This is a genomic window from Streptomyces sp. NPDC002537 (genome assembly GCF_053594975.1).
Genome location: NZ_JBSFWT010000047.1, coordinates 40,456 through 59,447 on the forward strand (window position 1 = coordinate 40,456; position 18,992 = coordinate 59,447).

Consider the following 18,992-nt stretch of genomic DNA (forward strand, 5'->3'; position numbering starts at 1 on the left):
CGCACACCACCCGCCCGATCGGGAATGCGTCACATCGACGCGATGGCCATCGTCAAAGTGACATGAAGCAGTTATGATAGATAGCGTCAAATTGACGACAAGGCCCGTAGCGGCCGTCCGCAGAACAGAAAGGGTGCGTGTCGTGACCACCGCCCAACCCTTGGATGTCGAGCCCACCCCCCTCGCGCTCCTGCTGCTCGGCCGCGAGGCCGACCCGAAGAGCGAGCGGGGCGTGGAGTGCCCGGGCGACCTGCCGGCGCCGTCCGACCCCGACCTGGTCGAACGCGCCCGCGCGGCCAAGGCCAGGCTCGGCGACAAGGTCTTCGTGCTGGGGCACCACTACCAGCGCGACGAGGTCATCGAGTTCGCGGACGTCACCGGGGACTCGTTCAAGCTCGCGCGGGACGCGGCCGCCCGGCCCGACGCCGAGTACATCGTGTTCTGCGGCGTGCACTTCATGGCCGAGTCGGCGGACATCCTGACCACCGACGCCCAGCAGGTCGTGCTGCCCGACCTGGCCGCGGGCTGCTCGATGGCCGACATGGCCACCGCCGAGCAGGTCGCCGAGTGCTGGGACGTGCTGACCGAGGCGGGCGTCGCCGAGGCGACCGTCCCCGTCTCGTACATGAACTCCTCCGCCGACATCAAGGCCTTCACCGGCAAGCACGGCGGCACGATCTGCACCTCCTCCAACGCCGAGCGCGCGCTGACCTGGGCGTTCGAGCAGGGCGAGAAGGTGCTCTTCCTCCCCGACCAGCACCTCGGCCGCAACACGGCCGTCCGTGACCTGGGCATGTCCCTGGACGACTGCGTCGTCTACAACCCGCACAAGCCGGGCGGCGGGCTGACCGCCGAGGAGCTGCGGGCCGCGAAGATGATCCTGTGGCGCGGGCACTGCTCGGTGCACGGCCGCTTCTCCCTGGACTCCGTGCGCGACGTGCGCGAGCGCATCCCCGGCGTCAATGTGCTGGTGCACCCCGAGTGCAGGCACGAGGTCGTGGCGGCGGCGGACTACGTCGGCTCCACGGAGTACATCATCAAGGCCCTGGAGGCCGCCCCGGCCGGCTCCAAGTGGGCCATCGGAACGGAGCTCAACCTCGTACGGCGGCTGGCGAACCGTTTCGCCGATGAGGGCAAGGAGATCGTCTTCCTCGACAAGACGGTGTGCTTCTGCTCCACGATGAACCGGATCGACCTGCCGCACCTGGTGTGGGCGCTGGAGTCCTTGGCGGACGGCAAGGTCGTCAACCGCATCGAGGTCGACCCGGAGGTGGCCGCCTTCTCCAGGCTGGCGCTGGAGCGGATGCTGGCGTTGCCGTAAGCATGGGTGCGGGTCCGTTGCCTCCCCCAGACTCCGTCCGGGGGGACCCCCAGCGGCGGGGGCGGCCTGCGGCCGCGTCCTCAAACGCCGGACGGGCTGAATTGTGCGGGCGTAGTCCGCAGCCTGCGGGCCGCAGGCCGAAGAGCCGCGGTCCGCACATCCAGCCCGTCCGGCGATCGAGGACAAGCGGCGCAGCCGCTTTGGGGGTATCGGCACAGCCGGGAAGGGGCGGGGCAGGGGACTAGTCCGCCCGTGGGCGGACGAGCCCCGACTCGTAGGCGATGACGACCAGTTGGGCGCGGTCGCGGGCGCCCAGCTTCGCCATCGCGCGGTTCACATGGGTCTTCACCGTCAGCGGGCTGACAGCCAGCCGTTCGCCGATCTCGTCGTTCGACAGGCCTCCGGCCACCTGCACCAGGACCTCCCGTTCCCGCCCGGTCAGGGCGTCGAGGCGGGCCGCCGTCGGAGCCGTGCCGTCGTGCCACGGCTCCGGCCCGCCCTGGGCGAGGAACTTCGCGATCAGCCCCTTCGTCGCCGCCGGTGACAGCAGCGACTCCCCCGCCCTGGTGATCCGGATCGCGGACAGCAGTTCCTCCGGCTCCGCGCCCTTGCCGAGGAAGCCCGAGGCGCCCGCGCGCAGCGACTGCACCACGTACTCGTCGACCTCGAAGGTCGTCAGCATCACCACCCGCACCTCCGAGAGCGCGGGGTCCGAGCAGATCGCGCGGGTCGCGGCGAGGCCGTCCGTGCCGGGCATCCGGATGTCCATCAGGACGACGTCCGGTACATGGCGGCGGGCGAGTTCGACGGCCTCGGCGCCGTCCGCTGCCTCCCCCACCACGGTCATGTCCGGCTCGGAGTTCACCAGCACCCGGAACGCGCTGCGCAGCAGCGCCTGGTCGTCGGCGAGGAGGACCCGTATGCCCTCTGTGGGCGGCTCGTCAGGCATGGCCTCAGCCTAGGCGCGCCCGGCCGCCCGTACGGGCGGGGAGCGGCAGTGTCACCCGGACCCGGAAGCCGGGGGTGCCGGCGCGGGGGTCCGCCTCGCAGGTGCCGCCGAGGGCGTGGGCGCGCTCGCGCATGCCGACCAGGCCGTGGCCGCCGGTGATCCGGCCGGGCGCGGTGGGCGCGTCCGGTTCCCGGGGCGGGTCGCCGCCGTCGTCCAGGACGGTGAGGAGGAGGGCGTCCGGGCCGCGCTCCAGGGTGACCTCGGCGTGCGCGCCGGGGCCCGCGTGCTTGTGGACGTTGGTGAGCGCTTCCTGGAGGACGCGGTACGCGGCCAGGTCGACGGCGGCGGGCAGCTTCCCGACGACGGCGGCGGCCTCCGCCGCGCGGGTGCCCGTCCCGGGGCCGTCCGGGAGGTCCGACACCGCGCTGACGCCGACGCACAGGCCCGCGCGGGCGAAGCCGTCGACGAGCTGGTCGAGGGCGGCGAGGCCGGGCGCCGGTTCGGTGGGCGCCGCCGGGTCGCCGTACTGGCGCAGCAGGCCGACGGTGGCGCTCAGCTCCGCGAGCGCCGTGCGGCTGGCCTCCCGGACGTGGGCGAGGGCCTCCTTGGCCTGGTCGGGGCGGCTGTCCATGACGTGCGAGGCGACCCCGGCCTGGACGTTGACGAGCGCGATGTGGTGGGCGACGACGTCGTGGAGCTCGCGGGCGATCCGCAGCCGTTCCTCGGCGACCCGGCGGCGGGCCTCCTCCTCGCGGGTGAGCTCCGCCCGTTCGGCCCGTTCCTCGACCGCGGCGATATAGGCCCGGCGGCTGCGGACGGCGTCGCCCGCGGCGGCGGCCAGGCCGGTCCAGGCAAGGAGCCCGAGATTCTCCTGCGAATACCAGGGCGGCACCCCGGAGAGCACGACGATGCCCCCGAGCAGGGCGACGGTGAGGGCGGCGATCCGCCAGGTCGCGGGCCGCTCGGTGCGGGAGGCGACGGTGTAGAGGGCGACGACGACGGCCATCGCGATCTGGGTGCGCGGGGGGTCGTCACGGCCGCTGACGACCTCGACGAGGGTGAGCGCGGACGTCGCGCAGAGCACCGTGCGCGGGGCGCGGCGGCGGGCCACGAGACAGGCGCAGGCCAGGGCGCTCAGCAGGACGAAGCCGAGACCCGGCGCGGGCAGGGTGCCGCTGTGGCGGTTGACGACCGAGCCGATCAGGACGGTGGCGAAGGTGGCGGCGGCCAGCAGCGAGTCGGCGGCGAGCGGGTGGGTGCGCAGCCAGCCGCGGGCGCGGCACAGGCCGGTGACGGCGAGAGGAGGCATCGGGTCCCATCGGGAAGGGCGCGCTCCACCGCCGTGCCGTGCCGCACCGGCGTACCGGAGCGCCCCCGCCCCGGTGGGGTCGGGGGCGCCGCGGGTGCTGGAGTGCGCGGAGGCCGGCAGGGAATCCGCCGGGTCAGCCGGGGATGAGCCCCTCGTCGCTCAGCATCTCCCTGACCTCGTCGAGGGAGGCGTCGGGCGAGGGCAGGATCAGCTCGGAGGGCTCCAGGGCATCGTCGGGCAGGGGTGTGCCCAGGCGGCGCACGGATTCGAGGAGCGCGACGAGGGTGCGGCGGAAGCCTTCCTCGTCACCGCTCTCCATCTCGTCGAGCAGCTCGTCGTCCAGCCTGTTGAGCTCGGTGAAGTGGCTGTCGGCCAGCTTCACCTGCCCCTCCCCCATGATCCGCACGATCATGACGGTCTCCCTCGCTCGGGTGCCTGCGGGCTCACTTCCTGATCTGTGCCCTGATCTCTGCCCTGATCACTGCTTTTCGAAGCTCACTGCTTGTCGAGGCGCGGGGTGTCCTGGGGCTGTGCGGTGCCGGTCTGGCCGGGCTTTCCGCCCTCGATGGCCTGCTTGCCGGCGCTGCTGCCGCCCGCGAGCTCCGCCTTCATCCGCTGGAGCTCCAGCTCCACGTCGTTGCCGCCGGAGAGCCGCTCCAGCTCCGCGGTGATGTCGTCCTTGGCCATGCCGGTGGGGTCGTCGAGCGCGCCCGAGGCGAGCAGCTCGTCGATGGCCCCGGCCCGCGCCTGCATCTGCGCGGTCTTGTCCTCCGCGCGCTGGATGGCCAGGCCGACGTCGCCCATCTCCTCGGAGATGCCGGAGAAGGCCTCGCCGATGCGGGTCTGCGCCTGGGCGGCGGTGTACGTGGCCTTGAGGGTCTCCTTCTTGGTGCGGAAGGCGTCGACCTTGGCCTGGAGGCGCTGCGCGGCCAGCGTCAGCTTCTCCTCCTCGCCCTGCAGGGTCTGGTGCTGCGTCTCCAGGTCGCTGACCTGCTGCTGCAGCGCGGCGCGGCGGGAGAGCGCCTCACGCGCCAGATCCTCGCGGCCGAGGGCGAGCGCCTTGCGGCCCTGGTCCTCCAGCTTGGTGGACTGGCCCTGGAGCTGGTTGAGCTGGAGCTCCAGGCGCTTGCGGGAGGTGGCGACGTCGGCCACTCCGCGCCGTACCTTCTGGAGCAGCTCGAGCTGCTTCTGGTACGAGTAGTCGAGAGTCTCGCGCGGATCCTCGGCCCGGTCCAGGGCCTTGTTGGCCTTCGCGCGGAAAATCATTCCCATACGCTTCATGACACCGCTCATGGGCCTCGGGCGCCCCCTTCTGACGGACTACGAACTCCAGCACATCTTGCAGAACCCACAGTACGGGGCCCGCTTCCATTACCGCACCGTTCGGGCATCGATGCGCTCCTCCTCCAGGACGATCACAAGGTCGCCGGGCTCCGGCGCAAGGAGTAGGGCGGACACCGGGGAGCGGTGGGCCCGCCGCGGCCCGGCTCCCACGGGGTGAACGCACCGCCGTTGCCGGATCGTTCCCCGTGCGGCTGGGGCCATCCGCCCGCACCCCGTACCCTTGGGTTTCGTGTTCCGAAGCCGTTCCACCTCCAAGGATGAGCAGGCCGCGGCCGCCAAGGCGACCCCGGACCGGCCCCAGCAGCCCCGTGACCCGCAGGCCCCGAAGGGCCGCCCGACCCCCAAGCGCAGCGAGGCCGCCTCGCAGCGCCGCAGCCTGGCCAGTACGCCGGCCAACCGCAAGGACGCCACGAAGCGTGCGCGCGAGGCCCGGCGCGTGGACCTCGCCAAGCAGCGCGAGGCCCTCGCCAGCGGGGACGAGCGCTACCTGCCGGCCCGCGACAAGGGCCCGATCCGCCGCTTCGCGCGCGACTTCGTGGACGCGCGGTACTCGGTGGCGGAGTTCTTCCTCCCCCTCGCCGTGATCATCCTCGTCATGAGCATGGTCAACCGCGGCAGCTTCCAGGTCTATGTGCTGCTCGCCTGGATGATCGTGATCGCCCTGATCGTCATCAACTCCGTGATCACGGGAATCACCCTCAAGCGCGCCCTCAAGCAGCGCTTCCCCGACGAGAACCGGCGCGGTGCCGTGGCCTACGGCCTGATGCGCACCCTCCAGATCCGTCGGCTGCGGCTGCCCAAGCCCCAGGTCAAGCGCGGGGAGAAGCCCTGATCGGTGCCGCCCTCGCCGGCGGCTTCGGCGGTGGCGCCGAAGGCTGGCTCAGGGGGCTCGGGGGGGTCAGGAACACCGTCCGGCAGGAGCTGGTGGCGCGCCAGCTCGACGAACAGATAGCGGCCCGGTTCCCGGTCGGCCGCCGGCTGCGCGTCCTCGACGTCGGCCTCGGGCAGGGCACGCAGGCGCTGCGGCTGGCCCGCGCCGGTCACGAGGTGACCGGTCTGGAGTCCGACCCCCGGATGGTGGCGGCGGTCCGCGAGGCCCTGGCCGCCGAGCCCGAGGGCATCCAGGAACGGATGCGGATCATCGAGGGCGACGGCCGGGACACGGGGGCGCACTTCCTGCCCGGCGCGTTCGACGTCGTCCTCTGCCACGGCGTCCTGATGTACGTGCCGGAGCCGGACCCGATGCTCGCCGGGCTGGCCCGGGTGCTCGCGCCGGGCGGCCTGCTGTCCCTGGTCGTGCGGAACGCCGATGCCCTGGCCATGCGGCCGGGGCTGGCCGGGGACTGGGACACCGCGCTCGCGGCCTTCGACTCCCCCGCCTACCGCAACCGCATCGGCCTGGACGTGCGCGCGGACCGGCTGGAGACCCTGACGGCGACACTCGCCGGCATCGGCACACCGCTGCACGCCTGGTACGGGGTGCGGGTCTTCACCGACCAGGCCGGGAACGACGCGCGGCCGCCGGCCGGCGAGGAGCTGCACCGCCTGCTGACCGCGGAGGACCGCGCCGGGCGGACGGACCCGTACCGGGCCGTGGCGGCGCTGCTGCACCTGTGCGGTGTGCGGGGCTGACACCCGCCCGTGTCCTCGGTCGCCGGACGGGCGATCGAGGACAACGCGCGACAGGACACCCACGCGGAGTGATACTCCGACATATGGATGGTTCCCGCGCCCGTACCCTCCCCCTGATCGCGGCGGCCTGTGCCGCCGTGCTGCTCGCCGGGTGTTCCGGCGCCCGTACGCCGACCGCCTCGAAGAGCGCCGCCGCCCCGTCGACGGCGCCGGTCGCCGCCCCCGCCGGATCGGCGGGGGACCTCCAGGCGGCGTACGAGAAGGTGGTCAAGGAGGTGCTGCCCTCCGTCGTGCAGATCACCACCGGCGAGGGGCTCGGTTCCGGTGTCGTCTACGACGACAAGGGCCACATCGTCACCAACGCGCATGTCGTCGGCGACGCCCGGACGTTCAAGGTCACCATGGCCACGGGCGGTGACGCGGTCGGCGCCCGGCTCGTGTCGAGCTACCCCGAGCAGGACCTCGCCGTCGTCCAGCTGGACGACGTGCCCAAGAACATCAAGCCCGCCGCGCTCGGCGACTCCGCCAAGGTGGAGGTCGGGCAGATCGTGCTGGCCATGGGCAATCCGCTGGGCCTGTCCAGCAGCGTCACCCAGGGCATCGTCTCCGCCGTGGGCCGTACGGTCAGCGAGGGCCGCAGCGGCGGAGGCACCGGCGCGACCATCACCAACATGGTGCAGACCTCCGCGGCCATCAACCCGGGCAACAGCGGCGGCGCCCTGGTGAACCTGGCCGGACAGGTCATCGGCATCCCGACGCTGGCCGCGACCGACCCCGAGCTGGGGCAGGGCGCGGCGCCCGGCATCGGTTTCGCGATCCCCGCCGCGACGGTGCACACCATCGCCGGTCAGATCATCAGGAGCGGCAAGGTCACGGACTCCGGCCGGGCCGCGCTCGGCATCACCGCGCGCACGATCGTGGGCCAGGACTTCGCGCCCGCCGGGGTCGCGGTGGTCTCCGTGGCGGGGGGCGGTGCCGCCGAGAAGGCGGGCATCAAGGCGGGCGACATCATCACCCGGCTGAACAAGGAGCCCGTCACCACCATGCAGTCCCTGACCGTTGCGCTCGCGGCCCTCAAGCCGGGCGACCGCGCCGAGGTGACGTACGACCGGGACGGTACGGAGCACACGGTGACGGTGACATTGGGCGAGATGTGACCACCGCGCCCGGAGAGGGCCACGGGACCGGACGGCCCCGCGGCCCCGTACGCCGTCAGCTGTCGACGGCGGCGCGCAGGCTCATCGTGTAGATCTCCGAGCCGTCCTCGAACAGCGTGACCTGTTCCGTGCCCCCGTCGAGGAGTTCCTTCCAGATCTCACCGATCCAGGACTCCGCGTCGCCCTGCGTGGTGAAGTCCTCCGGCTCCACCGCGGGCGAGGTCTCCGTACCATCGGCCTTCTCGAACCGCCACACCCACGCCATGTCCGCCTCCCGGGACTTGGATACGCCGAACCGTGGAGCGCAGCCTAACGGCCCGTGCCCGACAAGAAAGGGTGAGCCCGGCGCGCCCGTGCCCGGCGGACGCGAGACGATCAGGGCGTGGAACTGACTCTGCTCGGCACCGGAGCCCCCGACGGGCTGCCCCGCCCCGACTGCCCCTGCGCGTCCTGCGCCACCGCCGTCGGCGACGACGCGCGGGCCGCGACCGCGCTCCTCGTGGACGGGGTGCTGCTCCTGGACCTCACCCCGGGGCCCGCCTTCGCGGCCGCCCGCGCGGGCCGGTCGATCGCCGGTGTCCGGCAGGTGCTGCTCTCGCACCCGCACGACGGCCCGGCCGTCGAGTTCCCGGCGGGGCTGCCCACGCCGGGCCGGGTGCCGGACGGCCGTGAACTGTCGCTGATCAGCGGGCACAAGGTGCTGGCGGTGGCCCTGGACGCGCCGGGCACCGGCTACGAGGTGACGTCGCCGGACGGCGAGCGGCTGCTGTACCTGCCGCCGGGCGGCGCCCCGGCCGGGACCGTCGGGTCACGGCCGTACGACATGGTGCTGCTCGACGTCGTCGGCAGGCCCGACGCGCTGGCCCGGCTGCGCGCCGCGGGCGCCGTCACCGCGACGACCGACGTGCTCGCCGTCCACCTCGACCACGACGTGCCGCCGGGCCGCGAGCTGCACCGGCAGCTGGCGGCCGCGGGCGCGCGGGCCGTGCCGGACGGCACGACCCTGGTCGTCGGCGACTACCACGCGGTGCCGGACCTGCCCCGCCGGACGCTGGTGCTGGGCGGGGCCCGGTCCGGCAAGTCGGTGGAGGCGGAGCGGCGGCTGGAGTCGTTCCCCGACGTCGTCTACGTCGCCACCGGCGGCACACGCGAGGGGGACGCCGACTGGGCGGCCCGGGTGGCCCTCCACCGCGAACGCCGCCCGGGGTCCTGGCGCACGCTGGAGACCTGCGACCTCGTGCCGCTGCTGACCGCGGACGGCCCGCCCCTGCTGATCGACTGTCTGGCGCTGTGGCTGACGGACGCGATGGACTCCGTCGGGGCGTGGGACGACGCGACGTGGTCGGGCGGCGGGTCCGCCGCGCTCGCCGCGCGGGTGGAGTCCCTGGTGGCGGCCGTGCGCGGGACGAGCCGCACGGTGGTGGCCGTCAGCAACGAGGTCGGCTCGGGCGTGGTCCCGGCGACCGCGTCGGGGCGCCGCTTCCGCGACGCGCTGGGCCGGCTGAACGCGGCCGTCGCCGCCGAGTGCGAGCAGGTCGTGCTGATCGTCGCGGGCCAGGCACTGCCGCTGCGCTGACAGCGCGCACGCGGATGCGGAACCGGAACGGGTATAGGGCCCGCGCGCACGGGTAGTGTTGCGCGGATGAGCGGTCTGAATCTTGATGACTTCGCCACCCTGATCGAGCGTCCCGACCCGGCCGTGCGCCGGGACGCCGAAGCGCGGCGAGAGCGCCTGGTGCCCCGTCCGGGCGCGCTGGGCAGGCTGGACGAGCTCGCCGAATGGCTCGCCGCGGCGCAGGGCTCCGTGCCGGTCAAGCCCGTCGAGCAGGTCACCGCGCTGCTGTTCGCGGGCGACCACGGCGTGGCGGAGCTGGGCGTGTCGGCCGGTCCCAAGGGCGGCGCGCGGGAACTCGTACGGGCGACCCTGGACGGGCGGAGCACCGCCGCGATCCTGGCACGGCGGGCGGGCGCGCGGCTGCGCGTCGTCGACATGTCCGTGGACTGCGACCCGGACGAGCTGCCCGAGGAGGTCACCCGGCACCGGGTGCGCCGGGGCTCCGGCCGGATCGACGTCGAGGACGCCCTGACCTTCGAGGAGGCGGAGGCCGCGTTCCGCGCGGGCATGGCCATCGCCGACGAGGAGGCCGACTCCGGGACGGACCTGGTGGTCCTGGGCGACCTCAGCGTGGGCGGCACCACTGCGGCGGGCACCCTGATCGGCGCCCTGTGCGGCACGGACGCGTCCGTGGTCACCGGCCGCGGCGGCGCGGGCATCGACGACCTGGCGTGGATGCGCAAGTGCGCGGCGATCCGGGACGCGCTGCGCCGGGCCCGCCCGGTGCTGGGCGACCAGCTCCAGCTGCTCGCGGCGACCGGCGGCGCGGATGTCGCCGCGGCCACGGGCTTCCTGCTGCAGAGCGCGGTGCGCCGGATGCCGGTCATCCTCGACGGGGTGGTCTCGGCGGCGTGCGCGCTGGTGGCGCAGCGGGTCGCGTTCCGGGCGCCCGACTGGTGGCTGGCCGGGCAGTCGAGCGGCGATCCGGCGCAGGCGAAGGCGCTGGACCGGATGGCTCTCAACCCTTTGCTCGATCATGGCGTCACTGTGGGGGAAGGGACAGGGGCGTTGCTCGCGTTGCCATTGGTGCAGGCGGCCGCGGCCTTGGCGGCGGAGCTTCCCGAACGCGACTGACAGCCTTTGTCGAGCGTGAGAACTCGACCGCAGACAGTGCCCCATATGCTCAATTTTCATGGGAGAAGTCCGCTTGACTCCGGATGAAGTCGCGCCGGTTTCCACCCGGTCCCGGCGTGCCGCCGCTTTCGCCGTGTGGTACCTGCGCGTTGTCACGTTCATCAACCTGCTCAGCGCGGTGTGGGTGTCGTTCGGTGCGGACATCCGCCGGCACAACGACGACGAGTTCTTCACGCCCTACCTGCTGACGGCGGGCTTCGCGTCGGCGCTGTGGTCGCTCGTCATGGCGGTGACCCTGCGCCGCCGCAAGCGCGCCTCGTGGATCCTCAACCTGGCGCTGTCCGGGCTGTTCCTGGTCTTCATGGCGCTGCTGATGACGGACCGGCAGTTCAACAGGCACGGTCCGAACTGGTTCTCCCTGGTGGCGACCGGGCTCTTCGTGCTCGCCCTGCTGGTGGGGCGCCGCGAGTTCTACGCCAAGGGCGACCGCTCCAACCCCAGGCTCGCCTCGATCGTCGCGGTGGCCGGCCTGCTGGTCACCTCGCTGATCGCGGGCCTGCTGGTCACGGTCACCAACGAGGCGGGGGACGCGTACCGTTCGACGTTCCTGGACCGCTGGCAGTACGGCTTCATGCGGCTGATCTCGATCGCCGTGGACGAGCAGCGCTACCCCGGGATCAGCCCGCCCGGCTGGGTCGCCGTCTTCATCAACGTCATGAGCTCGGCCCTGCTGCTGCTCGTGGTGTACGCGGCGTTCCGCGCCCGGCGGGCCACCGACCCGCTCACCGGGGAGGACGAGGAGAAGCTGCGCGTCCTGCTGGAGCGGCACGGCGACCGGGACTCGCTCGGCTACTTCGCGCTGCGCCGGGAGAAGAGCGTCGTCTGGTCCCCCAGCGGCAAGGCGGCCGTCACCTATCGCGTGATCGGCGGGGTCTCCCTGGCCTCCGGCGATCCCATCGGCGACCCCGAGGCATGGCCCGGCGCCATCGAGCCCTGGCTGGCGGAGGCCCGCGAGCACGGCTGGAGCCCGGCCGTGATGGGCGCGAGCGAGGAGGGCGGCACGATCTACGCCCGGCACGGGCTGAACGCGCTGGAGATCGGCGACGAAGCCATCGTGGACACCGCCGAGTTCACCCTGGACGGCCGCGCGATGCGGACCGTCCGCCAGGCGTACAACAGGGTCAAGCGGGCCGGTTACACCGTGCGCGTCCGGCGCCACGAGGACATCCCCGACGCGGAGATGACCGAACTGCTGCGGCACGCGGACGACTGGCGCGACGGGGCGACCGAGCGCGGCTTCTCGATGGCGCTCGGACGGCTGGGCGACCCGGGCGACGGCCGCTGCGTGATGCTGGAGTGCCACGACGGCAAGGGCGAGCTGCGGGCCCTGCTGAGCTTTGTGCCGTGGGGCCCCAAGGGCCTGTCCCTGGACCTGATGCGCCGTGACCGGGACTCCGAGAACGGCCTGATGGAGTTCATGGTCATCGAACTGCTCCAGCAGGCCAAGGCGCTCGGCATCACCCAGGTCTCGCTGAACTTCGCGATGTTCCGGTCGGTGTTCGAGCGGGGTTCGAAGCTGGGCGCGGGACCGGTGCTGCGGATCTGGCGCTCGCTGCTGAGCTTCTTCTCCCGCTGGTGGCAGATCGAATCGCTCTACCGAGCAAATGCGAAATACCGCCCCATCTGGGAACCTCGTTTCATGCTGTTCGAGAAGAGCAGCGATCTGCCGAGGATCGGGATCGCGAGCGCCCGCGCCGAAGGCTTCCTGGAAGCCCCCGGCCTGCCCAAGTGGCTCAACCGAAAGCACCTGGAGAGCCCACGATGAACCGCGCGGCGCTGCGTCGCGCCGCGTGCACCGAATGGGGCCCGCTCGTCGGCACCGTCCGGCGGGCCCTCGTGCGCGAAAAGCTCCGCGCGATCCCCATGACGCTCACGGCCGTGGTCCTGACCTCGGTCTTCCAGCTGGTCCAGAACCAGCCCTGGGGCTTCCAGCCGGTGCAGAAACTGGGCTCGGTACAGGCGCAGTTGCCCTGGTGGCTGGCGCTGCTGCGGACCCCGCTCTCGCTGTTCGTCCCCGCGCTGGACCTGCCGGTGTGGGGCGCGCTGGCACAGGTGCTGCTGGTCTTCGGCATCGCGGAGATCTGCCTGGGCAAGTGGCGCACGCTGGCCATCTCGTACGTGGCCACGCTCGCCGGGACGATGTACGCGCGGCTGGCCGTCCACATCGGGCCGGGCTCGGTGTTCGGGCTGCCGCCGGAGGCCGCCAAGGTCATCGACACCGGGCCCTCGGCGGCGGTGGTCGGGCTGGCGGTGTACATCTCCTGGCGCTACCGGGCGTGGTTCACCTGCGCCACGGTCGTGCTGGCCATAGCGGTGGAGGCCGCCGTCAAGCCGAACCTGGCGGGCAAGGAGCACATCGCGGCCGTCCTCGCGATGCTCGTGCTCTGCGTCGCCGACGAGGCGCGGCGGCGGCGCAAGCCCCGGCGGGACGCCTACCAGGGCGGCGGTCAGCGGTCGGGGGCACCGGCCAGGAGGTCGTGAAGGCGGTTGCGCACGGCGGCCCAGCGGGCGTCGTGCCGGTAGGCGCGCACCCGCGCCCGGCGGCGGGCCTTCGGACGGGCGCGGTAGAACCGCCGCGCCCACGGCGACCCGGGCCGGGCCAGCCGCACCGCGCCGATCAGCGCCACCAGCGGCACCACACAGCCGATCACGAAGATCCGCGGCTTGCCCTTGGCGAGGGCGATCAGCGAGATCAGGAAGTTGGCCAGGAAGTTGGTCATGACGATGGTGCGGTTCTGGAGTTCGTCGGGGGTCAGCTCGTTGACACCGAACGGCAGGAAGCCGGAGAGCAGCAGCGTGACCAGCGCCGCCGTCATCACCACGACCTCGACGCTCTTGCGGCCCTGCTCCGTCCAGTAGACGTCGTCCAGGTGCAGCACGAGCGCGAACTCGTCCAGTACGAGCCCGGCGCCGGTGCCGAACAGCACGGCCGACACCATCGCCCCGAAGCCGTGCCTGCCCTCCGCGACCGCGCCGAAGCCACCGATCACCATCAGCACGATGCCGGGCACCACATGGTGCACATGCAGCCCGCCGGGGTTGATGTTGCGGAAGGGGCCCCTGCCCGCCCGGATCAGCCGGGTGATCACCCGGGTGACGAGGAAGGTCAGCACAAAGGCGGCCAGCGCGAGCAGCAGCGGCAGTTTGCCCGGTTCGACAATGTTGCGCGCCAGCCAGTGACCCATGGAACCCCGCTCCCGAACGCCTCTCACCAGCAAACCTACTGCGCCGGCCGACGGGATAGGGTGCCCGCGATGACCGACACGACCTCCGCCCGCGCGACCCCCGGCGAGGCCCTCCGCTTCGCCTTCGGCACCCTGACCGCCCTGCCCGTACGGGTCACCCGCTGGGACCGTGCGGCCGCCCGCGGCGGCATGCTGGCGGCACCGCTGGCGGGGCTCGCCGTGGGCGGCTGCGCGGGTGCGGCGGGCTGGCTGTTCCTGCTCCTGGGCGCGAGCCCCGCGCTCGCCGCCGTGGCCGCCGTCGCGGTGCCCGCGGTCCTCACCCGCGGCCTCCACCTGGACGGCCTCGCGGACGTCGCCGACGGCCTCGGCAGCGGCAAGCCGGCCGAGGACGCGCTGCGCATCATGAAGCAGTCCGACATCGGGCCCTTCGGCGTCATCACCCTGCTGCTCGCCCTCCTCGGGCAGGTCGCCGCCCTCGCCTCGCTGTACGGCGAGGGCGCGGCGCGCGGCGCGGCGGCGGCCCTGGTGGCCGCGGCGGCCGCCCGCTGCTCCCTGACCCTTGCCTCCCGGGCGGGGGTGCCCCCGGCCCGGCCGGAGGGGCTGGGGGCCACGGTGGCGGGCGTCCTGCGGGGGCGCTCCGCGCTGGCGGTGGCCGTCGCGGTGCTCGCGCTCGGGGCCGGTGTGCTGTCCTGGCACGGCGCGGCCGCCGTACTGCTCGCCCTGCTGGCGGCGGAGCTGCTCCTCCGCCACTGCGTGCGCCGCTTCGGTGGCGTGACCGGTGACGTCTTCGGCGCCCTCGCGGAAACCTCCGCGACGACGGCGCTGGTCGCGCTGACGTTGGGCTGAGGTGCCCTCGCGCCGGGCGGACGGCGAACAGACCTCCGGCTGCGGGCCGGCACGCGCCTGCGGCGGGCCTTTCCCTTCCCGAAACTGGGGCTCCGCCCCAGACCCCTGACCGCGCTCCGCGCGGTGTCCTCAATCGCCGGACGGGCTGGATTTCGCGGACCGTGGCTCTTTGACCTGCGGCCCGCAGACTACGGACTACGCCAGCAAAACCAGCCCGTCCGGCGTTTGAGGACGCGGCCGCAGGCCGCCCCCGCCGCTGGGGGTCCCCCCGGCCGAAGGCTGGGGGAGGCAGACGGTCCGCAGCCAGAAGTCCGGGGGACGCCCCGCCAGCCGGAAATCAACCCGCCGTACGGCGACCCGTGGCCCGGAACCCGGCATCGTGTTACCGGCGCATACGATGCCGAGGGTGCGGCCGGCCCACCCATCGGCCGAGGAACTCAACGGAAGTAGGGACCCCAACACCGTGTCTGCTCTGACTCTCAGCACTTCCAGTGCGGCGACGCTCCGCGCGGACGCCATCGTCATCGGCGTGGCCAAGGGCCCCAAGGGCCCCCTCGTCGCGCCCGGCGCCGAAGCCGTGGACAAAGCGTTCGACGGAAAGCTCGCCGCCGTCCTGGAGACCCTCGGCGCCACCGGCGGCGAGGGCGAGACGACCAAGCTCCCCGCCCCGTCCGGGCTGAAGGTCCCGGTCGTGCTGGCGGTCGGGCTGGGCGACGCCCCGGCCAAGGGCGAGGACTTCGGCCACGAGGCGCTCCGCCGCGCCGCGGGCTCCGCGGCCCGCGCGCTGGCGGGCAGCAAGAAGGCCGGGTTCGCCCTCCCGGTGGACGGCCCCGGGGCCACCGCGGCGATCGCGGAGGGCGCGCTGCTCGGCGCGTACTCCTTCGTCCCCGTCGACGGCAGCAGGAAGAACGAGAAGGCCGACAAGAACGCGCCCCTCGCCGAGGTCGTGCTGGTCGGCGCCAAGCCCCGGGACAAGGCGTACAAGGCGGCCGCCGAGCGCGCCGCCGTGCTGACCGAGGAGATCAACCGCGCCCGCGACCTCGTCAACCTGCCGCCCAACGACCTCACCCCGAAGGCGTTCGCCTCCGTGGCCCAGGCCGCGGGCAAGGAGCACGGCCTCAAGGTCGAGGTGCTGGACGAGAAGGCGCTGCTCAAGGGCGGTTTCGGCGGCATCATGGGCGTCGGCCAGGGCTCCGTCAACCCGCCGCGCCTGGTGCGCATCGGCTACACCCACCCCAAGGCGGAGAAGACCCTCGCCCTGATCGGCAAGGGCATCACCTACGACTCGGGCGGCATCTCCCTCAAGCCGGCCGGTCACAACGAGACCATGAAGTGCGACATGGCGGGCGCCGCCGCCGTGTTCGGCGCGGTCGTGGCCGTGGCGCGGCTCGGGCTGCGGGTCAACGTCACCGGCTGGCTGGCCCTCGCCGAGAACATGCCGTCCGCCACCGCCACCCGTCCGGGCGATGTGCTCCGGATGTACGGCGGCAGGACCTGCGAGGTCCTCAACACGGACGCCGAGGGCCGGCTGGTCATGGGCGACGCGCTGGCCCGCGCCTCGGAGGAGAACCCCGACGCGATGGTGGACGTCGCCACCCTGACGGGTGCCATGATGGTCGCGCTCGGCAATCGCACGTTCGGTGTCATGGCCAACGACGACGCGTTCCGCACCTCCCTCTACGAGATCGCCGAGGAGGTCGGCGAGCAGGCGTGGCCGATGCCGCTCCCCGCCGAGCTGCGCAAGGCCATGGACTCCCCCGTCGCCGACTTCACCAACATGGGCGAGCGGATGGGCAGCGGCCTGCTCGCGGGCATCTTCCTGAAGGAGTTCGTGGGCGAGGGCATCCCCTGGGCGCACCTCGACATCGCCGGCCCGGCTTACCACGAGAGCGCCCCTTACGGCTACACCCCGAAGGGTGGTACCGGCTCCTCGATCCGTACCCTCGTCCGGCTGGCCGAGCACACCGCCGAAGGCGACCTGGGCTGAGCCGGATCGGCCTCGCGTGCGAAATGTGCGGCCCCGAGCGTTTCGCCCGGGGCCGCCTGGCATTCGTTCGCCCGTAACGAAATCCACCGGCCCGTACGCGTGAGTAACCCCTGAAGGTGACGCATCAGTCTCCTCGGAGGCCCGGCCCGGCGTCCCGCCGTCCGTCAACAAGTGCGAAGATGTTGTCTCGGCAGGACAGGGCCCCATTGACCCAGGGCCGAAGCAAAAGCGGCCGAACAACAGCCGCCGCCCGGTCATCGACGACCGGCTCCGGCGTACCCATGCATGGAGGACGTGACGTGGCGAACGACGCCAGCACCGTTTTCGACCTAGTGATCCTCGGAGGCGGCAGCGCCGGTTACTCCGCTGCCCTGCGCGGTGCGCAGCTGGGTCTGGACGTCGCCCTGATCGAGAAGAACAAGCTCGGCGGCACCTGCCTGCACAACGGCTGCATCCCCACCAAGGCGCTGCTGCACGCCGGTGAGATCGCCGACCAGGCGCGCGAGTCCGCGCAGTTCGGTGTCAAGGCCACCTTCGAGGGCATCGACATGGCGGCCGTCCACAAGTACAAGGACGAGGTGATCGGCGGCCTGTACAAGGGCCTGCAGGGTCTGATCGCCTCCCGCAAGGTGACCCACATCCAGGGCGAGGGCCGGCTGTCCTCCCCGACCTCGGTCGACGTGAACGGCCAGCGTATCGAGGGCCGTCACATCCTGCTGGCGACCGGCTCCGTGCCGCGCTCGCTGCCGGGCCTGGAGATCGACGGCGACCGCATCATCTCCTCGGACCACGCGCTGTTCCTGGACCGCGTGCCGAAGTCCGCGATCGTGCTGGGCGGCGGCGTCATCGGCGTCGAGTTCGCCTCCGCGTGGAAGTCCTTCGGCACCGACGTCACCATCGTCGAGGGCCTCAAGCACCTCGTCCCGGTCGAGGACGAGAACAGCTCCAAGCTGCTGGAGCGCGCGTTCCGCAAGCGCGGCATCAAGTTCAACCTGGGCACCTTCTTCCAGAAGGCGGAGTACACCGCCGACGGCGTGAAGGTCACCCTCGCGGACGGCAAGGAGTTCGAGGCCGAGGTGCTGCTCGTGGCCATCGGCCGCGGCCCGGTCTCGCAGAACCTCGGCTACGAGGAGCAGGGCATCGCGATGGACCGCGGCCATGTCCTCGTCGACGAGTACATGCAGACCAACGTGCCGACCGTCTCGGCCGTCGGTGACCTCGTCCCGACGCTCCAGCTCGCGCACGTCGGCTACGCCGAGGGCATCCTGGTCGCGGAGCGGCTCGCCGGTCTGAAGCCCGTGCCGATCGACTACGACGGCGTGCCCCGCGTGACGTACTGCCACCCGGAGGTCGCCTCCGTGGGTATCACCGAGGCCAAGGCCAAGGAGATCTACGGCGCGGACAAGGTCGTCGCCCTCAAGTACAACCTCGCGGGCAACGGCAAGAGCAAGATCCTGAAGACCCAGGGCGAGATCAAGCTCGTCCAGGTCAAGGACGGCGCCGTCGTCGGCATCCACATGGTCGGCGACCGCATGGGTGAGCAGGTCGGCGAGGCCCAGCTGGTCTACAACTGGGAGGCGCTGCCCGCCGAGGTCGCGCAGCTCATCCACGCGCACCCGACGCAGACCGAGGCGCTCGGCGAGGCCCACCTGGCCCTGGCCGGCAAGCCGCTGCACGCGCACGACTAATTCCCGAGCGCACCACCATCCGCACTACTCGTAAGGAGCAACCGCAACCATGGCGGTTTCCGTAACACTGCCGGCGCTCGGCGAGAGCGTGTCCGAGGGCACCGTCACCCGCTGGCTGAAGGCCGAGGGTGAGCGCGTCGAGGCCGACGAGCCGTTGCTCGAGGTCTCCACCGACAAGGTCGACACCGAGATCCCGGCCCCCGCGTCCGGCATCCTGGCCTCCATCAAGGTCGCCGAGGACGAGACGGTCGAGGTCGGCGCCGAGCTGGCCATCATCGACGACGGCACCGGCGCCCCGGCCCCGGCCGCCGCTCCGGCCGCCGAGGCCCCCGCCGCGCCGGTCGAGGCTCCGGCCCCGGTCGCCGCCGCCCCGGCTCCGGAGGCCCCCGCGGCCGCCCCGGCCGCCGGTGCCGCCGAGGGCACCCCGGTCGTGCTCCCCGCCCTGGGCGAGTCCGTGTCCGAGGGCACCGTCACCCGCTGGCTCAAGGAGGTCGGCGAGACGGTCGAGGTCGACGAGCCGCTGCTCGAGGTCTCCACCGACAAGGTCGACACCGAGATCCCGGCCCCGGTCGCCGGCACCCTGCTGGAGATCCTCGTCGCCGAGGACGAGACCGCCGAGGTCGGCGCCAAGCTCGCCGTCATCGGTGTCGCGGGTGCGGCCCCGGCCGCTCCGGCCCCCGCCGCCGCTCCGGCCCCGGCCCCGGTCGCCGCTCCGGCCCCGGTCGCCGCACCGGCTCCGGGAGATCAACGGGCCCACGACCGTGGAGTTATCCACAGGGTCCCCGATCGTCAGCGTCCGCGCGTAGTGTTGGAGACCGGCGACGA

The 18,992-nt window shown here is 72.7% G+C and carries 18 protein-coding genes; 12 read left to right on the forward strand and 6 right to left on the reverse strand.

Going from position 1 to position 18,992, the window contains the following annotated elements; translation table 11 throughout:
• Positions 1 to 142 precede the first annotated feature (142 nt).
• On the forward strand, positions 143 to 1,321 hold the full coding sequence (gene nadA, locus ACWD4A_RS21360; protein ID WP_451196049.1) for a quinolinate synthase NadA: 1,179 nt from the start codon (positions 143 to 145) through the stop codon (positions 1,319 to 1,321).
• Between the two features lie 241 nt (positions 1,322 to 1,562).
• Here nadA and ACWD4A_RS21365 read toward each other — a convergent pair whose 3' ends face one another.
• The 4 genes from ACWD4A_RS21365 to ACWD4A_RS21380 all read right to left on the reverse strand — a co-directional run bounded on the left by ACWD4A_RS21365 (position 1,563) and on the right by ACWD4A_RS21380 (position 4,872).
• Entirely contained in the window at positions 1,563 to 2,270 is a 708-nt protein-coding gene (locus ACWD4A_RS21365) for a response regulator (protein ID WP_451196051.1), read from the reverse strand.
• 4 nt (positions 2,271 to 2,274) lie between these two features.
• The gene (locus ACWD4A_RS21370; RefSeq protein ID WP_451196054.1) at positions 2,275 to 3,579 is read right to left on the reverse strand and encodes a sensor histidine kinase; all 1,305 of its coding nucleotides are present in this window, start codon (positions 3,577 to 3,579) and stop codon (positions 2,275 to 2,277) included.
• A 133-nt stretch (positions 3,580 to 3,712) separates the two neighbouring features.
• The gene (pspAA, locus tag ACWD4A_RS21375; RefSeq protein WP_451196056.1) at positions 3,713 to 3,991 is read right to left on the reverse strand and encodes a PspA-associated protein PspAA; all 279 of its coding nucleotides are present in this window, start codon (positions 3,989 to 3,991) and stop codon (positions 3,713 to 3,715) included.
• A gap of 83 nt (positions 3,992 to 4,074) precedes the next feature.
• Entirely contained in the window at positions 4,075 to 4,872 is a 798-nt protein-coding gene (locus ACWD4A_RS21380) for a PspA/IM30 family protein (RefSeq protein WP_451196058.1), read from the reverse strand.
• A gap of 280 nt (positions 4,873 to 5,152) precedes the next feature.
• Here ACWD4A_RS21380 and ACWD4A_RS21385 point away from each other — a divergent pair, with 280 nt between their 5' ends.
• From ACWD4A_RS21385 to ACWD4A_RS21395, 3 genes are all read left to right on the forward strand, one after another.
• Positions 5,153 to 5,755 carry a DUF3043 domain-containing protein gene (locus tag ACWD4A_RS21385; protein WP_451196059.1) on the forward strand — a complete coding sequence of 201 codons (603 nt, stop codon included), beginning with the start codon at positions 5,153 to 5,155 and terminating at the stop codon, positions 5,753 to 5,755.
• Between the two features lie 92 nt (positions 5,756 to 5,847).
• Positions 5,848 to 6,555: a methyltransferase domain-containing protein gene (locus ACWD4A_RS21390; protein WP_451196061.1), complete on the forward strand. Its 708-nt coding sequence runs from the start codon at positions 5,848 to 5,850 to the stop codon at positions 6,553 to 6,555.
• An 83-nt stretch (positions 6,556 to 6,638) separates the two neighbouring features.
• A complete protein-coding gene (locus tag ACWD4A_RS21395) occupies positions 6,639 to 7,712 on the forward strand; it encodes a S1C family serine protease (RefSeq protein ID WP_451196064.1) in 1,074 nt (357 codons plus the stop codon).
• Positions 7,713 to 7,767: 55 nt separating this feature from the next.
• Here the strand turns inward: ACWD4A_RS21395 and ACWD4A_RS21400 are convergent, their stop codons facing one another.
• Complete coding sequence (locus tag ACWD4A_RS21400) at positions 7,768 to 7,977, reverse strand: hypothetical protein (protein ID WP_451196066.1); 210 nt, start codon at positions 7,975 to 7,977, stop codon at positions 7,768 to 7,770.
• 117 nt (positions 7,978 to 8,094) lie between these two features.
• Here ACWD4A_RS21400 and ACWD4A_RS21405 point away from each other — a divergent pair, with 117 nt between their 5' ends.
• The 4 genes from ACWD4A_RS21405 (at position 8,095) to ACWD4A_RS21420 (ending at position 12,942) form a co-directional block, all read left to right on the forward strand.
• Complete coding sequence (locus tag ACWD4A_RS21405; protein ID WP_451196068.1) at positions 8,095 to 9,288, forward strand: bifunctional adenosylcobinamide kinase/adenosylcobinamide-phosphate guanylyltransferase; 1,194 nt, start codon at positions 8,095 to 8,097, stop codon at positions 9,286 to 9,288.
• A gap of 66 nt (positions 9,289 to 9,354) precedes the next feature.
• Positions 9,355 to 10,401, forward strand: coding sequence for a nicotinate-nucleotide--dimethylbenzimidazole phosphoribosyltransferase (gene cobT / locus ACWD4A_RS21410; protein WP_451196070.1), 1,047 nt, complete (start codon positions 9,355 to 9,357; stop codon positions 10,399 to 10,401).
• Between the two features lie 58 nt (positions 10,402 to 10,459).
• Complete coding sequence (locus tag ACWD4A_RS21415; RefSeq protein ID WP_451196073.1) at positions 10,460 to 12,226, forward strand: phosphatidylglycerol lysyltransferase domain-containing protein; 1,767 nt, start codon at positions 10,460 to 10,462, stop codon at positions 12,224 to 12,226.
• On the forward strand, positions 12,223 to 12,942 hold the full coding sequence (locus ACWD4A_RS21420) for a hypothetical protein (protein ID WP_451196075.1): 720 nt from the start codon (positions 12,223 to 12,225) through the stop codon (positions 12,940 to 12,942). The genes ACWD4A_RS21415 and ACWD4A_RS21420 overlap by 4 nt, the downstream gene beginning before the upstream one ends.
• On the opposite strand, the gene ACWD4A_RS21425 is transcribed toward ACWD4A_RS21420, so the two are convergent.
• On the reverse strand, positions 12,909 to 13,646 hold the full coding sequence (locus ACWD4A_RS21425; protein ID WP_451196078.1) for a hypothetical protein: 738 nt from the start codon (positions 13,644 to 13,646) through the stop codon (positions 12,909 to 12,911). The genes ACWD4A_RS21420 and ACWD4A_RS21425 overlap by 34 nt on opposite strands.
• Before the next feature lie 69 nt (positions 13,647 to 13,715).
• Between ACWD4A_RS21425 and ACWD4A_RS21430 the strand changes: the two genes are divergently transcribed.
• From ACWD4A_RS21430 to ACWD4A_RS21445, 4 genes are all read left to right on the forward strand, one after another.
• Entirely contained in the window at positions 13,716 to 14,492 is a 777-nt protein-coding gene (locus tag ACWD4A_RS21430; RefSeq protein ID WP_451196080.1) for an adenosylcobinamide-GDP ribazoletransferase, read from the forward strand.
• Positions 14,493 to 14,955: 463 nt separating this feature from the next.
• Entirely contained in the window at positions 14,956 to 16,479 is a 1,524-nt protein-coding gene (locus ACWD4A_RS21435) for a leucyl aminopeptidase (RefSeq protein WP_451196083.1), read from the forward strand.
• Between the two features lie 299 nt (positions 16,480 to 16,778).
• Positions 16,779 to 18,167: a dihydrolipoyl dehydrogenase gene (gene lpdA, locus ACWD4A_RS21440; protein ID WP_451196085.1), complete on the forward strand. Its 1,389-nt coding sequence runs from the start codon at positions 16,779 to 16,781 to the stop codon at positions 18,165 to 18,167.
• A gap of 49 nt (positions 18,168 to 18,216) precedes the next feature.
• The coding region (locus ACWD4A_RS21445; RefSeq protein ID WP_451196088.1) for a biotin/lipoyl-containing protein at positions 18,217 to 18,992 on the forward strand (776 nt) is incomplete at its 3' end.

Coding starts and splice junctions, on each gene's coding strand:
- ACWD4A_RS21365 (WP_451196051.1), bottom strand. CDS start 2,270: ATGCCTGACGAGCCGCCCACAGAGGGCATACGGGTCCTCCTCGCCGAC.
- ACWD4A_RS21370 (WP_451196054.1), bottom strand. CDS start 3,579: ATGCCTCCTCTCGCCGTCACCGGCCTGTGCCGCGCCCGCGGCTGGCTG.
- pspAA (WP_451196056.1), bottom strand. CDS start 3,991: ATGATCGTGCGGATCATGGGGGAGGGGCAGGTGAAGCTGGCCGACAGC.
- ACWD4A_RS21380 (WP_451196058.1), bottom strand. CDS start 4,872: ATGAGCGGTGTCATGAAGCGTATGGGAATGATTTTCCGCGCGAAGGCC.
- ACWD4A_RS21395 (WP_451196064.1), top strand. CDS start 6,639: ATGGATGGTTCCCGCGCCCGTACCCTCCCCCTGATCGCGGCGGCCTGT.
- ACWD4A_RS21400 (WP_451196066.1), bottom strand. CDS start 7,977: ATGGCGTGGGTGTGGCGGTTCGAGAAGGCCGATGGTACGGAGACCTCG.
- cobT (WP_451196070.1), top strand. CDS start 9,355: ATGAGCGGTCTGAATCTTGATGACTTCGCCACCCTGATCGAGCGTCCC.
- ACWD4A_RS21415 (WP_451196073.1), top strand. CDS start 10,460: ATGGGAGAAGTCCGCTTGACTCCGGATGAAGTCGCGCCGGTTTCCACC.
- ACWD4A_RS21420 (WP_451196075.1), top strand. CDS start 12,223: ATGAACCGCGCGGCGCTGCGTCGCGCCGCGTGCACCGAATGGGGCCCG.
- ACWD4A_RS21425 (WP_451196078.1), bottom strand. CDS start 13,646: ATGGGTCACTGGCTGGCGCGCAACATTGTCGAACCGGGCAAACTGCCG.
- ACWD4A_RS21430 (WP_451196080.1), top strand. CDS start 13,716: ATGACCGACACGACCTCCGCCCGCGCGACCCCCGGCGAGGCCCTCCGC.